This window comes from Crossiella sp. S99.2, from assembly GCF_023094165.1.
In the GTDB taxonomy this organism is placed as follows: Bacteria; Actinomycetota; Actinomycetes; order Mycobacteriales; family Pseudonocardiaceae; genus Crossiella.
Map to the genome: position 1 here is coordinate 392,478 of NZ_JALMDK010000009.1, position 13,445 is coordinate 405,922.

At 69.8% G+C, this 13,445-nt stretch carries 13 protein-coding genes; 7 read left to right on the forward strand and 6 right to left on the reverse strand.

Annotated features, from left to right (window positions below):
• Positions 1–5: 5 nt before the first annotated feature.
• The 3 genes from MZC64_RS32465 to MZC64_RS32475 form a co-directional block, all read right to left on the reverse strand.
• A complete protein-coding gene (locus MZC64_RS32465) occupies positions 6–734 on the reverse strand; it encodes a hypothetical protein (protein WP_247760439.1) in 729 nt (242 codons plus the stop codon).
• A gap of 84 nt (positions 735–818) precedes the next feature.
• Positions 819–2,123, reverse strand: a complete 1,305-nt coding sequence (locus MZC64_RS32470) for an MFS transporter (protein WP_247760438.1) — start codon at positions 2,121–2,123, stop codon at positions 819–821.
• 113 nt (positions 2,124–2,236) lie between these two features.
• Positions 2,237–2,647, reverse strand: coding sequence for a secondary thiamine-phosphate synthase enzyme YjbQ (locus tag MZC64_RS32475; RefSeq protein WP_247760437.1), 411 nt, complete (start codon positions 2,645–2,647; stop codon positions 2,237–2,239).
• Between the two features lie 38 nt (positions 2,648–2,685).
• Here MZC64_RS32475 and MZC64_RS32480 point away from each other — a divergent pair, with 38 nt between their 5' ends.
• Positions 2,686–3,717 carry an aminotransferase class V-fold PLP-dependent enzyme gene (locus MZC64_RS32480; protein ID WP_247760436.1) on the forward strand — a complete coding sequence of 344 codons (1,032 nt, stop codon included), beginning with the start codon at positions 2,686–2,688 and terminating at the stop codon, positions 3,715–3,717.
• On the opposite strand, the gene MZC64_RS32485 is transcribed toward MZC64_RS32480, so the two are convergent.
• Complete coding sequence (locus MZC64_RS32485) at positions 3,710–4,651, reverse strand: DUF222 domain-containing protein (RefSeq protein ID WP_247760435.1); 942 nt, start codon at positions 4,649–4,651, stop codon at positions 3,710–3,712. The two genes, MZC64_RS32480 and MZC64_RS32485, sit on opposite strands and share 8 nt — an antisense overlap.
• Before the next feature lie 132 nt (positions 4,652–4,783).
• On the opposite strand from MZC64_RS32485, the gene MZC64_RS32490 reads away from it, so the two are divergent.
• Both MZC64_RS32490 and MZC64_RS32495 read left to right on the forward strand, forming a co-directional pair.
• On the forward strand, positions 4,784–5,848 hold the full coding sequence (locus MZC64_RS32490) for a DNRLRE domain-containing protein (RefSeq protein WP_247760434.1): 1,065 nt from the start codon (positions 4,784–4,786) through the stop codon (positions 5,846–5,848).
• A 137-nt stretch (positions 5,849–5,985) separates the two neighbouring features.
• Complete coding sequence (locus MZC64_RS32495) at positions 5,986–6,606, forward strand: hypothetical protein (protein WP_247797767.1); 621 nt, start codon at positions 5,986–5,988, stop codon at positions 6,604–6,606.
• Positions 6,607–6,850: 244 nt separating this feature from the next.
• Here the strand turns inward: MZC64_RS32495 and MZC64_RS32500 are convergent, their stop codons facing one another.
• On the reverse strand, positions 6,851–7,321 hold the full coding sequence (locus MZC64_RS32500; protein WP_247760432.1) for a ferritin-like domain-containing protein: 471 nt from the start codon (positions 7,319–7,321) through the stop codon (positions 6,851–6,853).
• Positions 7,318–7,815, reverse strand: coding sequence for a hypothetical protein (locus MZC64_RS32505; RefSeq protein WP_247760431.1), 498 nt, complete (start codon positions 7,813–7,815; stop codon positions 7,318–7,320). Before MZC64_RS32505 ends, MZC64_RS32500 begins: the two co-directional genes overlap by 4 nt.
• 214 nt (positions 7,816–8,029) lie before the next feature.
• Here MZC64_RS32505 and rimP point away from each other — a divergent pair, with 214 nt between their 5' ends.
• From rimP to infB, 4 genes are all read left to right on the forward strand, one after another.
• Entirely contained in the window at positions 8,030–8,575 is a 546-nt protein-coding gene (gene rimP, locus MZC64_RS32510; RefSeq protein ID WP_185008830.1) for a ribosome maturation factor RimP, read from the forward strand.
• Positions 8,572–9,606, forward strand: coding sequence for a transcription termination factor NusA (gene nusA, locus MZC64_RS32515; protein ID WP_247760430.1), 1,035 nt, complete (start codon positions 8,572–8,574; stop codon positions 9,604–9,606). The genes rimP and nusA overlap by 4 nt, the downstream gene beginning before the upstream one ends.
• Before the next feature lie 121 nt (positions 9,607–9,727).
• Positions 9,728–9,913, forward strand: a complete 186-nt coding sequence (locus tag MZC64_RS32520) for a YlxR family protein (protein ID WP_247760885.1) — start codon at positions 9,728–9,730, stop codon at positions 9,911–9,913.
• Between the two features lie 156 nt (positions 9,914–10,069).
• Positions 10,070–13,186: a translation initiation factor IF-2 gene (gene infB, locus MZC64_RS32525; RefSeq protein WP_247760429.1), complete on the forward strand. Its 3,117-nt coding sequence runs from the start codon at positions 10,070–10,072 to the stop codon at positions 13,184–13,186.
• Positions 13,187–13,445: the final 259 nt, after the last annotated feature.

Consider the following 13,445-nt stretch of genomic DNA (forward strand, 5'->3'; position numbering starts at 1 on the left):
TTCGGTCACTTGGCCAGCCGCACCGAGTCGAGGATCTGTTTCATCTCGTCCTCGGTCGGCGTGAACTGCGCGTTCTTGCCCTCGTAGGACACGTCGAGCATGAACACCGAGGTGCCTTTCGCCCCCTTGACCGCCAGCCCGATCACCTGTCCACGCGGCGCGTTGCACTCACTGGTCTTGGCCGTCGTGGCGTTCGCGACCACCAGTACCCCGGTCGTCCCGCTGTTGTCGAAGGTCTTCGGCTCGTTCAACACCACTTTCGGCTCGACCTTGTCGACCGTGTAGCCCTGGGTGGCCACGTATTTGGCCAGGTCGCTGGCCGCGCGAGTGAGGTTGGTGTCATCGGTGCGACCGGAGCCGACCTCGGCGCGGGTGAACTGCCCGTTGCCGCAGTCATACGGGTAGCGCGCCGCCATGCCCTTCAGGATCGGCCCGGCCGTCGTGCGCGACATCCCGTCACCGCCCTTCTGCCAGGACGCGGGCACCTTGTAGGTCAGCCCGGACTCGGTGTTGGTGATGGTCTGCGCCGCCGCCGACTTCGTGCTGCTCGAACTGCTGCCCGCCGCGGCCGACGAGGTCGGGGAAGTGCTCTGCGCCACGGGAGGCGGTGTCTCATCCCGGACCAACAACACGACCACAAACGCCAGACCAACCACGATGACCAGGCTCAACGCGGCGATGATCGCCGTCCGCCGGCGGTTCTTCGGCGGCTCGGGCTGACCCTCGCCGAACACGCCCAGGCCCCCGTAAGCCCCGGTGAACTCGCCGCCGCCCCTGTTGCCCTGATCCCCAGACCACGTCACGGCTGGACACCGTACCTAACGCAGCTGAGACCGTCGGGTCTCCGGCACGATCAACATGCCGACCACCGTCAAACCCAGGCACGCCGCGAGCAACCACGCCACCGGCGCCGGCGACCCGGTGCTCCGCAACAGCTGCGTCCCGACCAGCGGCGCCGCCGCTCCAGCCAGCATCGTCGCCGCCTGGTAGCCAACCGACACACCCGAGTACCGCACTGTCGTGTCGAACAGTTCCGCGTAGAAGGCGGCCTGCGCCCCGGTGAGCAACCCGTGCAGGAGCAACCCCACCCCCACCGCGAGCAACACCCACACCTGGTCCTTGGTCGCGACCAGGGGGAAGAACGCTGCCGTCCACCCGGCGGCCAGCACCGCGGCGACCACCGCCACCGGCCGCCGCCCCAACCGATCCGACAAGGCCCCACCAGCGAGCATCGCCAGCACCTGCACCACAGAACCCACCGTCACCGCCACCGTGGCCGCTCCCGCGGGCAACCCGATGTGGTTCGCGTAGACGAGCAAAAAGATCGTGAAGACGTAAAACGCCGCGTTCTCCCCAACCCGCGCCGCGAACACGCTGAACAACTCCCGCGGATGCCGCCGAAACGCCGTCACCAGCGGCGCCCGCTCCGGTCGAGCCTCCCGCTTCACCTCGGCGAACAACGGCGACTCGGCCACCCGCAACCGAACCCACAATCCGACCAGCACCAGCACCACGGACGCCAGGAACGGAATCCGCCAGCCCCAGGAGGTGTAGTCAGCGCTGCTCATCGAGTACGCGGTCGCCGCCAGCGCGGCGGTGGCCAGCAGGTTTCCCAACGGCCCACCAGTCTGCGGCGTAGCCGTCCAGAATCCTCGCTGCCGAGCCGGCCCGTGCTCGGCGACAAGCAGCACGGCCCCACCGAACTCACCACCCAGCGCGAACCCCTGCACCAGCCGCAGCAACGTCAGCAGCACCGGTGCCACGACCCCGATCTCGGCATACCCGGGCAGCACCCCGATCAGGAACGAGGACACCCCCATGAGCAGCAGGCTCACCGCGAGCAGCTTCTTCCGCCCAACCCGGTCGCCGAAGTGCCCGAACACCACGCCGCCCAACGGCCGTGCGACAAACCCAACGGCATAGGTGACCAGCGCGAGCAACACCCCGACCAAGCCGTCGGCCTGCGGAAAGAACACCGGCCCGAAGATCGTCGCCGCGGCCGCGCCGTACAAGAAGAAGTCGTAGAACTCGACCGTGGTGCCAATGACGCCCGCACTCACCACCCGGATGAGCGGCCCACGCCCCACGGCGTCGCCAGACCCCTCCCGAACCCCGTCACCCATGCGCCGCAGCCTCACCCGCACCCAGCGCGGAGTCAAGATTCTCGGACGATTCCGTCCGCTATCCGGACACTCACCCGTGATGTGCCTTGCCCACCAAACCAAGCGTCCTCAACTCACCCCGCCAGCAAGCTGAGCCGCACCTTCCGCACCGGATTGTCCACATTGGTGTCCACCAAACACACCGACTGCCACGTCCCGAGCGCCATCCGCCCACCAATCACCGGCACCGTCGCATAGGGCGGCAACAACGCCGGCAGCACGTGATCCCGCCCATGCCCCCGTGAACCATGCCGATGCCGCCACCGATCATCCTTCGGCAACAGATCCCGCAACGCGGCCAACAGGTCGTCATCACTGCCCGCGCCGGTCTCCAGCACCGCAAGTCCCGCCGTCGCGTGGGGCACCCACACATGTAGCAGGCCGTCGCGCCCACCCGCATCCGCCAGGAACCGTTCACACTCGGCCGTGAGGTCGTAGACCACCTCGACCGATCCGGTCCGGACCTCGATCTCCTCGGTCAACACCCCACGCACGGTACCGATCCCAACCTAGGGTCGTACTCGTGCGCCTCACCCACGGACACAACTTCGATGCCCCAATCGGCTACCTGAACACCGCCAGCATCGGTATTCCGCCCGCCTTCGTGGCCGACGCCCTCTCTGACTCAATCGCCCGCTGGCGAACCGGCGCCGACACCGCCCCAGACTTCGACGCACAGGTCACCCGTGCCCGAGCAGGCTTCGCTGCCCTGGTCGGCGTACCACCGGGTCAGGTCGCCAGCGGCGCCAGTGTGTCCCAACTGATAGCGCTGGTCGCAGGCAGCATCCCAGACGGCACCCGCGTCCTCACCCTGTCCGACGACTTCACCAGCGTGACATTTCCCTTTGCCGCCCAAGCACATCGCGGCATCACAGTCACCGAGGTCGAACCAGACAGGCTCCTGTCCACTGTGGAGCATGTCGACCTGGTCGCGGTCAGCCTCGTGCAGTCGGCCACCGGCTTCGTGCTCGACGCGGACGCGCTCCGCGAGGCAACCACTGCCGCAGGCGTCCCAGTGCTGCTCGACGTCAGCCAAGCGGCCGGGTGGATGCCGCTCTCGCTTGGCTGGGCCGACTGGGTCGTCGGCGCCGCCTACAAATGGCTGCTGTCACCGCGTGGCGCCGCCTGGCTCGCTGTCCGGCCAGACGCGCTTGAACGCACGCTCCCCCTCGCCGCCAACTGGTACGCCGGAGAGGACCCGTGGGCCTCGATCTACGGCCTGCCGTTGCGCTTGGCGAACGATGCTCGACGCCTTGACCTGTCACCGGCGTGGTTTGCGCAGGTGGGTGCCGCGGCAGCGATTCCGTGGCTGGCAGGGCTGGACCTGGGGGCGGTTCGCGACCACTGCGTGGGACTGGTCGACGCTGTGCGCGGGGGACTTGGACTTCAGGGGAACGGGTCAGCGATCACCTCTCTCGAATTGACGACAGAACAGATCGGGCAACTGCGGGCCGCGGGGGTCCGGTTCAGCGTGCGGGCAGGTAGAGCGCGTTTGTCCTTCCACCTCTACAACACCGCCGCGGACGTCGACCTTGTGTTGGGTGCACTCACGTAGTCGTGGCACCAGACATGTTGACGCCCAGACGTCTTTCGACGCCGGACAGGACAGGTGGGAATCTGCTGTCGGGGGTGGCGCGAAGGCCGGACACGTGGCCCTGACGTGGCAAGGGGATGGGGCTGGCGGCGTTGATGGCGGGGATGTGGGTGGCCGCCGCATGAATCGGCCGAAGGTTGGGCGAGGACACCGTGGTGCTGGCTGGGCGGTGCGTGCCGGCGAGATGGCGATATGGATGACGGGGGCGCATTCGGCCAACCGGCCAACTCGGGATCCGACGTGACGTGTTCTGCCGCAACGAAGTGAGTTGGCGCTTGCACAAGGTGATCAGCGCCTCGGCGCGGCGCACGGACTTCGGGGTCGGGGCTTCACCGGTCGGGGTGGGCAGGACTGTGTTCAGCGCCTCCTGCAGGGTTGCGCCGCCAGCCTGATTCAGCCGGCCATGCAGAGTGACTGTGCCGTCCTCGTGGGTTCGGATGGCCAGTCGACCGTGGCCTGACCGGTCTGTCGTTGTGCCGCGCCGGGGAGTGGTGTGTTCTTGACGGACCTGTCTGACGTGCTCGCGGAAGCGGCCCGCGTCGAGGGCTTTGGCTGTGGCCAGGAGGTCTGGCAGGGCCGCGGTGAACGCGGTGGCGCCGATGCCGACGCGGGTGCGGGCGAGCAGGCTGACATGTGGGTAGGGGAGGTCGCCGCCGGTGAACAATGCGGTCACCCTGGGCAGTTCGCGGAGTTGCCGGGCGACGCAAACCCGTTGGGACGCTTCGGATCCGGTCATGTGCAATTCGCGGACCAGCCAGGAGCGCATCGAGGTGTGCCGGTCCAGTTTGTAGTCGCCGCGCGCGTCGGCTTCGCCGATGGTTCGGCTGAACTCGGCCTGGAGTCTGGTGAGGTTCCGCCATTGGTCGCGGAGGCGTTTCCGCTGGTCGTTAGACATGCCATCGACGCTAGGCGGAGGGACTGACATTTTTCGAGCCGGGGAGTTGTCGGGTTTCTGGGAATCACCCGGGACGGTGAACGTTGAGGTGGTGGCTTTCGGTTGGCCGGGGTCGACCACAATGGTGGGGACATGCTCGTGCGCCGTGTGGCCGTTGTCGTTGCCCTTGTCAGTGCTCTTGTTCCGGTCGGATCCGCGCAGTCACAGCAACAACCTGTCGAGCTTGTCGAGGCGCGGACCGAGTACTCCTCGACGTTCGCCAATCCGGATGGCTCCCGCACCTTGATGCTGCATACCGGGCCGGTGCATGTGCGGGACGGTGGCGGCTGGCGACCGGTTGATCTCACGCTGCGGGCGGTCGTGAGTGGGCGGATCGAGCCGGTTGCCCATCCTCGGGCGTTGAGTCTTGGCGGGGCGGGAAGCACGGAGTTGGCGCGGATGGTGGACGGGCCCGCTCGGGTCAGTCGGCAGTGGCCGACGCCGTTGCCCGCGCCGGTGTTGGCGGGCAATCGTGCGACCTATCCGGAGGCACGGTCTGGGCAGGACCTGGTGGTGACGGTGACCCGCAATGGGTTCGCGCAGCGGCTGGTGCCCAGTGGCGGTGAGGTTGGGACGCCGATGGCTGGGAACGGGGTTGACTGGAGTAGTGGGTCGGATTTCGCAGCTGAGCCGGCGGGTGTGTCGCTGGGGCCGGTGCTGGACACCTACGTGCAGAGCAACATCCTGACCGCGCCGATGGGGGATCAGCCGGACGTTCGGGTCGGGACATTTGACGGGGCAATCGTCGCGCGGTCGTTTCTTGGCTGGCAGCTGGCAGGGCTGCGGGGGAAGCAGGTCCGGCGGGCTGAGTTGAAGCTCTGGAACTGGCATTCGTGGTCTTGTCAGCCGCGAGGCTGGCAGGTGTGGGAGACCGGGGTGGCTGACGGGAAGACCGCCTGGAGCCTGCAGCCTGCGTGGTTGCGACAGGTGGCCGGGTCGACGAAGACCCTGGGGTACTCGGCGAACTGTCCGGACGGCACGGTCGGGGTGGAGTTGACCGGGCTGGTGCGGGAGTGGGCTGGTGGCGCCGCCGCCTTGGGTGGGCTGGGGTTGCGGGCTGAGAACGAGGGCGATGTGTTCGCGTGGAAGAAGTGGTCGGCCAGTGAAGGTGCCGAGGGGCATCCGCCGCGGCTGGAAGTGACCTACCAGGAGGGATAATCACAATTGACCACTCGGTTCGTGGTCCTGGCCGGATGCGATTACGGTGAGAAACCGTGTCGGAGCATCTTTCATCCGGACCGGTGAGGGAACTGTCGGATCCCTGGCGGGGGAGCGGCACCTCGCAGTTGCCGGCTGTGTCCATCGGGGTGGACGAGGGTCACCCGGTCGCGGGGGAGCCCTCGCTGGTCGAGCGGCCGGCGGTCAACTACGCGGTCAAGGGTTTGGGACTGGTGGGGGTGGCCATCCTGTCCGGGTTGTTGTGGGTTGCCTTCCAGCCTTCGCTGGTGGTGGGCACGCCGACAACTCCGCCGGGGGTTCCGGCCTACCAGTTCCAGGCGCATGCCGAGCACCGGGACACGGACTGCCGGAAGCGGGCCTACGGGGTCGTCGCCGAGTTCCTGTCGAGTTCGAAGTGCCAGCAGGTGGCGCGTTCACTGCACACCACGAGCACCGCGGACGGGGCGAAGGTGGTTGTGTCCATCTCGGTGGTGCGGATGGCGGACAGCAAGAGCGCCGTTGAGCTGAACCAACTGGCCTCGCGGGACAAGACCGGCAACATCACCGATCTGCTCCGCGACGGCTACACCGTGCCGGATGGGCCTCGGAAGCTGACCGGGGCGGGGTATGCCTCCACGGTCACCGGGTCCGTGGTCACCATCGTCGAGTCTGACTTCTTCACCGAGGGGCGGGCGGATCTGGACTTGCTCAAGGCGATCAGCACCGACGCGTTGCGGTTCGGCGCGATCATGAGCTGAGCGACGAGGTCGCTGGCCCCCGGCTGCGGGCGCGGGTTCGGGTCGCGTTGTGTGTACGTCGCGTTGTGTGGACGGACCGGGCAGGTTGTGGGGTTGGGGGCAGGGCAAGACCGGGCGGACCGTGGTGGTTGGACTGGTTTTGCGCGCACCCATTGCGCACATCCCGGAGTCGCGTCATCGACCGCGGGTGCCGGTTAGCGCAGCGCCTGGTTGGCGGCCGTGCGTCAGGTTCCTCCGTCGGCCATCAGGGCTGGCCGGGGAACGGCACCGTGAGCGGTGTCGCGCCCCCTGCCTTGCGCCACCGGGTCGCGCGGACCGCGGCCGAGGTCAGGGCGTCCAGGCTGGATCTGCGCAGGTTCGCGTCCGCGGTGCGTTCCAGCACCGCGCGCCAGGCGGCCGCGGCGTCGGTTTCCGCGGTGACCAGCAGGGTGATCGCCGTCGGCTGGTCGGTGACCGGCTGTGGTGGGGCGTAGCCGGGCTCGGCGGCGACCGGGGTGGCGCCCGCGTCGCGGAGCAGGCGTTCGGTGCCGTCGCGGCGGGCCCGGTGCAGGGTGGCGCCCTCGCGGAGCGCGTTCTGCAGCGAGTCCTTCACGAACGCCGTGGCCAGGCCGTATGCCCAGTCCGCGGCGTGTTCGGCGGCCAGTGCGCGTTGCACGGCGGCGAGGGCTTCCGGCTCCATCGTGGCGGTCGTGGTGCTGGGCTGAGGCGAGGTCATGCCAGCACCTCCCGCAGGCTCGCGCAGCAGGCGGCGACCGAGCCGACCAGGCCGGCGCGGTACGTCGGCAGGCCCGCGACCAGGCCTGCCGCCTCCTTCTCCGCGGCGGCCACGGCCTCGCGCAGCGCGGTCAGCGCGGCGGTCTGCTGACCGACGACCGGCGGCGGGGCGGGGTCGCCGGTCGGTGCGCCCGAAGCCGAGGTCGAGGGACGGGCGGGGCGGACCCGGTCGATCTCCTTCCGCAGGGCCTCGGCGTGCTGCTGACGGTCACCGGCGACGGCCCCGGCCTGGGCGGCCAGGCCCTGGTGTGTGGTCGCGGTGGCCTTGGCCAGGGCGATGTCCGTCCTGGCCCGGCTGAGCAGCGCCTCCAGGGGGTCGGCTTGCTCAGGGGCCGGTTCGGGAGTGCACGCGCTGGCCAGCGGCAGCGCCGTCACGGCGAGTGCGCCGGCGACGAGCACCCGGCGGCGGCCGATACGCGGGAGGACGGTGGTCACACCGAGTCATCCTGCCAGGCCGCCCGGCGGGCCCGCCGAACCGCACAGTCGGCGACTCAACCGAACGAGCGGTGATCGTCGGGACCCGGGCACCTCCTCCGACGAGATACGCTGAGCAACCTCGGCCGGTGAAGTGCAGCACCGGACGCGGGACGGCCCTTGCCATCTGCGGGCGCCGCCGCAACCCCCTGCACCGCAGACAAGGAGTGACCACGTGTCCAGCGCGCCGCGCGACGAGCTCGTCGCCCAGCTCGAACCTCTAGTGCGGGAGACCGTGCACCAGGAGGGTTTCGAGCTGGAGGAGCTCGACATCCGGCAGGCGGGACGGCGTCGGCTGGTCAGGGTGGTCGTCGACTCCGACGACGGCATCGGACTGGACGAGATCGCCAAGGTGTCCCGGTCGGTGTCGGCCACTCTCGACGCCAACGACGCGATCCTGGCCAGCGCCTACACCCTCGAGGTCACCTCGCCGGGCATCGACCGGCCGCTCACCCACCCCCGCCACTGGCGGCGCAACCGGCTCCGGCTGGTGAAGGTGCGGCCGCTCGAGGGCGCCGAGTACATCGGCCGGGTCGGCCCGGCCGACGAGCACGAGACCGGCGGCGTGGTGCTGCTGGTGAACGACGAGCTGCGCACGGTCGCCTACCGCGAGATGGCCAAGGCCATCGTCGAGGTGGAGTTCCGCCAGCCGCCCGCCGAAGAACTGATCAAGCTGGACCGTTGCCAGGGCACGGACGGATCGAAGGAGGAGTCGAAGTGAACGTCGATATCGCCGCACTCCGGGCAATCGAACGGGACAAGGACATCCCTTTCGAGACTGTCCTGGAAGCCATCGAGACCGCGCTGCTCACCGCGTACAAGCACACCGAGGGCCACGCCCCGCACGCCAGGGTCGACATCGACCGCAAGTCCGGCCTGGTGCGGGTGCTGGCGCAGGATCTAGCGCACGACGGGGCCATCGCCCAGGAGTGGGACGACACCCCGGAGGGCTTTGGCCGGATCGCGGCGACCACCGCGCGCCAGGTCATCCTGCAGCGGCTGCGTGACGCCGAGCACGAGAAGACCTTCGGCGAGTTCGCGGCCAAGGAGAACGAACTCATCGCAGGGGTGGTGCAGCGCGACGCGCGGGCCAACTCCCGCGGCATGGTCGTGGTGCAGATCGGCGACACCGAGGGCGTGCTGCCCCCGGCCGAGCAGGTGCCCGGCGAGGACTACCAGCACGGCAACCGGATCAAGTGCTACGTGGTCGGTGTCTCCCGCGGCATGCGCGGACCGCAGATCACTCTCTCCCGCACCCACCCGCACCTGGTGCGGCGGCTGTTCGCGCTGGAGGTCCCGGAGATCGCCGACGGCACCGTCGAGATCGCCGCGGTCGCCCGCGAGGCCGGGCACCGTTCCAAGATCGCGGTGCGCTCCACCGTGTCCGGGGTCAACGCCAAGGGCGCGTGCATCGGGCCGATGGGCGCCCGGGTGCGCAACGTGATGAGCGAGCTGTTCGGCGAGAAGATCGACATCGTCGACTACTCCGAGGACCCGGCCACCTTCGTCGGCAACGCGCTCTCGCCGGCCAAGGTCGTCGCGGTGCACGTGGTCGACGAACGGGCGAAGACCGCCCGGGTGATCGTGCCGGACTTCCAGCTCTCGCTGGCTATCGGCAAGGAAGGCCAGAACGCCAGACTGGCCGCCCGGCTCACCGGCTGGCGGATCGACATCCGCAGTGACGCGGACCCCGCTGGACCTGGGGCGGGAGCGGCGGCGGCCGGTGCTACGGCATCCGGTTCGGCTGACTGAGCTGGAAGCGTTAGACTCTAACTTGGCGCAACGCTGGGGAGCGGTTTTCGTGCACGAAGGTCCGGTACGGACGTGTGTCGGATGCCGGTCCCGGGCGTTGGCCACTGAACTGCTGCGATTGGTGGTCGAGGACGATTCGCTCGTTCTCGATCTTCGCCGTAGGTTGCCCGGTAGGGGGGCCTGGTTGCACCCCGATCCGGAATGCCTACGCCTGGCCGAGCGGCGTCGGGCGTTTCCGCGAGCGTTGCGCGTTCCGGGACCGTTGGACGCAGTAGAGGTCAGGGATCACCTCGACCAGCGAGCTTGAGAATCTTCACCGATGCGAGGACCTCTCGCGTCATGTCCGGAACAAGGAAGCAGGTCGACCCGTCATGAGTCAGCCGTGAAGCTGAAGCCATGAGCGCGTTTCGACGGTAGGCGAGGTCGAGCGGGACTGCCGCTTGGCCTCCAGATAAGGAGACCAGTGCCAGGCAAGGCCCGCGTGCACGAGCTCGCCAAGGAGCTCGGAGTCACCAGCAAGGAAGTACTGAACAAGCTCAAGGAGCTTGGCGAGTTCGTCAAGTCCGCGTCGTCCACCGTGGAAGCCCCCGTCGCCCGCAGGCTTCGGGACTCCCTGGGTGCCAGCGACTCCCCGAAGCGCGCCGCTCCGCGACCCACGCCGCCCGCTTCCCGTCCGTCGCCGACCGAGGTGAAGCCCAAGGCCGCCGGCGAGCAGGCCCGGCCGTCCGCGCCGGTGCCCGGCCCGGCCGCGATGCCGGGTCGTCCCGGCCCGGGCCCCAAGCCCGGCCCGCGTCCGCCGGCTCCCAAGCCGGTCGAGCAGGCTCCGGCTCCCGCGGCGGCGGCCGCACCGGCGGCGGCTCCCGCCCCGTCGGCCCCCAAGCCCCCGCAGCCCAAGCCGGCCCCCAAGGTCGAGCAGCCGCGGATGGAACAGCCCAAGGTCGAGCAGCCCAAGGCCGACGCGCCCCGGACCGAGCAGCCCAAGGCCGATCGGCCCGCGGGGTCTCGCCCCGGCCCCGGCCCGCGCCCCGGCCCCAAGCCGGCGCCGGACGCCGGTGTCGTGCCGCCGAAGCCGCAGTCCCCGAAGCCCGGTCCGCGCGCGCCGCGTCCCGGCAACAACCCGTTCGGTGTCGGCGCCGGTGCGCCGCCCGCACGTCCTTCCGGCCCGCGTCCCGGCACGCCGGGCGCCATGCCGCCCCGGCCGAGCGACTCGCGGCCCGGCGACGGGCGTCCTTCGCCCGCGCCGCGCGGTGACCGGCCCGCACCGGGCAGCGGTGGCCCGCGCCCGACCCCGGGCAACATGCCGCCTCGGCCCAACCCGGGCATGATGCCGCCCCGGCCGGCTCGTCCGGCTGGTCCCGGCGGCGGTGGCCGTGGTGGCCAGGGTGGTCCCGGTGGTGGCCGTGGCGGCCCCGGCGGCGGCGCTGGCCGTCCCGGTGGTGGCGGCGGTGCCGGTGGCGGCTTCCGTGGCGGCCCCGGTGGTGGCGGCGGCGCTGGTCGTCCCGGTGGTGGCGGCGGTGGCGGTGGCTTCCGTGGTGGCCCCGGTGGTGGCGGTGGCGGCGGCGGTTTCCGCGGCGGTCCCGGTGGCGCCCCTGGTGGCGCGCCCGCCGGTGGTGGCGGTGGCTTCCGCGGTCGTCCGGGTGGTCCCGGTGGCCGTGGCGGCGCCGCGGGTGCCTTCGGCCGTCCCGGTGGCCCGGCTCGCCGTGGTCGCAAGTCCAAGCGCCAGAAGCGCCAGGAATTCGACAACATGCAGGCCCCGTCCATCGGCGGCGTGCGTCTGCCGAAGGGCAGCGGCGAGGCCATCCGGCTTCCCCGCGGCGCCTCGCTGACGGACTTCGCCGAGAAGATCGGCGCCAACCCGGCCGCGCTGGTGCAGGTGCTCTTCCACCTCGGTGAGATGGTCACCGCGACCCAGTCCGTCTCCGACGAGGTGCTCGAGCTCCTCGGCTCGGAGATGAACTACCAGGTCCAGGTCGTCAGCCCGGAGGAAGAGGACCGCGAACTGCTGTCCTCCTTCGCGATCACCTACGGCGAGAACGCCGGTGACGAGGAAGACCTCGTCATCCGTCCGCCGGTGGTGACCGTCATGGGTCACGTCGACCACGGTAAGACCCGACTGCTGGACACGATCCGCAAGACCAACGTCCACGAGGGCGAGGCCGGCGGCATCACCCAGCACATCGGCGCCTACCAGGTGATGACGCAGCTGGACGGCAACGAGCGGCTCATCACCTTCATCGACACCCCCGGTCACGAGGCGTTCACCGCCATGCGTGCCCGTGGTGCGAACTCCACCGACATCGCGGTGATCGTGGTCGCCGCCGACGACGGTGTGATGCCGCAGACGGTGGAGGCGATCAACCACGCCCAGGCGGCCAACGCGCCGATCGTGGTCGCGGTGAACAAGATCGACAAGGAGGGGGCGAACCCCGACAAGATCCGCCAGCAGCTCACCGAATACGGGCTGGTCGCCGAGGAGTACGGCGGCGAGACCATGTTCGTGGACATCTCGGCGCGGCAGGGCATCAACATCGACGGCCTGCTCGAGGCGATCCTGCTCACCGCGGACGCCTCGCTGGACCTGCGGGCCAACCCGGCCATGGAGGCCCAGGGTGTCGCGATCGAGGCGCACCTCGACCGCGGCCGCGGCCCGGTGGCCACGGTCCTCGTCCAGCGCGGCACGCTGCGCGTGGGTGACTCGATCGTCGCCGGTGACGCCTACGGCCGAGTGCGCCGCATGGTGGATGAGCACAACGAGGACGTCACCGAGGCGACTCCGTCGCGTCCGGTGCTGGTCATCGGTCTGACCTCGGTGCCGGGTGCGGGTGACACCTTCCTGGTGGTCGACGAGGACCGCGTCGCCCGGCAGATCGCCGAGCGTCGCCAGGCCCGGATCCGCAACGCGCAGAACGCGGCGAAGCGGAAGCGGATCAGCCTGGAGGACCTGGACTCCGCGCTGAAGGAGACCAACCAGCTCAACCTGATCATCAAGGGCGACAACTCCGGTACCGTCGAGGCGCTGGAAGCCGCTCTGATGAAGATCGAGGTCGGCGACGACGTCCAGCTGCACGTGGTGCACCGCGGTGTCGGTGGTGTCACCGAGAGCGACATCAACCTCGCCACGGCGGAGAACACCATCGTCCTGGGCTTCAACGTCCGGGCCGAGGGTCGCGCCACCGAGCTGGCCAACCGCGAGGGCGTGGAGATCCGGTACTACACCGTGATCTACCAGGCGATCGACGAGATCGAGCAGGCGCTCAAGGGCATGCTCAAGCCGGAGTACGAAGAGGTCCAGCTCGGCCGCGCCGAGATCCGCGACGTCTTCAAGTCCTCCAAGGTCGGCACCATCGCGGGTTGCATGGTGCTCTCCGGTGAGATCAAGCGGAACACCAAGGCCCGGCTCCTCCGCGACAACAACGTCATCGCGGAGAACCTGCCGATCTCGACGCTGCGCCGGTTCAAGGACGACGTCACCGAGGTCCGCGAGGGCTTCGAGTGTGGTCTGACGCTCGGCAACTACTCCGATCTCAAGGTCGAGGACATCATCGAGACCTATGAGATGCGGGAGAAGCCGCGCAACTGAGGTTGTGGCGGGGCCCGGCCCCCCCCCCCGGGGGGGGGGGCCCCCCCCCCCCCCACCAAGGGTGGGGCCGTGTTGGGACGGGGGGAGGGAGACGCCCAACACACAAGGGGGGGGGGGGGGGGGGGGGGGGGGGGGGGGGGGGGGCGCGGGGGGGGGGGGGGGGGGGGGGGGGGGGGCCGGGGGGGGGGGGGGGGGGGTGTGGATAAGTGGGGTTATGTGGATAAGTCGCGATCTTGGGGAGGGTGGATTCGGAGTTCGG

Excerpts from the sequence above, each read along its gene's own strand:
- MZC64_RS32470 (WP_247760438.1), bottom strand. The coding sequence starts at position 2,123 with ATGGGTGACGGGGTTCGGGAGGGGTCTGGCGACGCCGTGGGGCGTGGG.
- MZC64_RS32485 (WP_247760435.1), bottom strand. The coding sequence starts at position 4,651 with ATGTCTAACGACCAGCGGAAACGCCTCCGCGACCAATGGCGGAACCTC.
- MZC64_RS32490 (WP_247760434.1), top strand. The coding sequence starts at position 4,784 with ATGCTCGTGCGCCGTGTGGCCGTTGTCGTTGCCCTTGTCAGTGCTCTT.
- MZC64_RS32500 (WP_247760432.1), bottom strand. The coding sequence starts at position 7,321 with ATGACCTCGCCTCAGCCCAGCACCACGACCGCCACGATGGAGCCGGAA.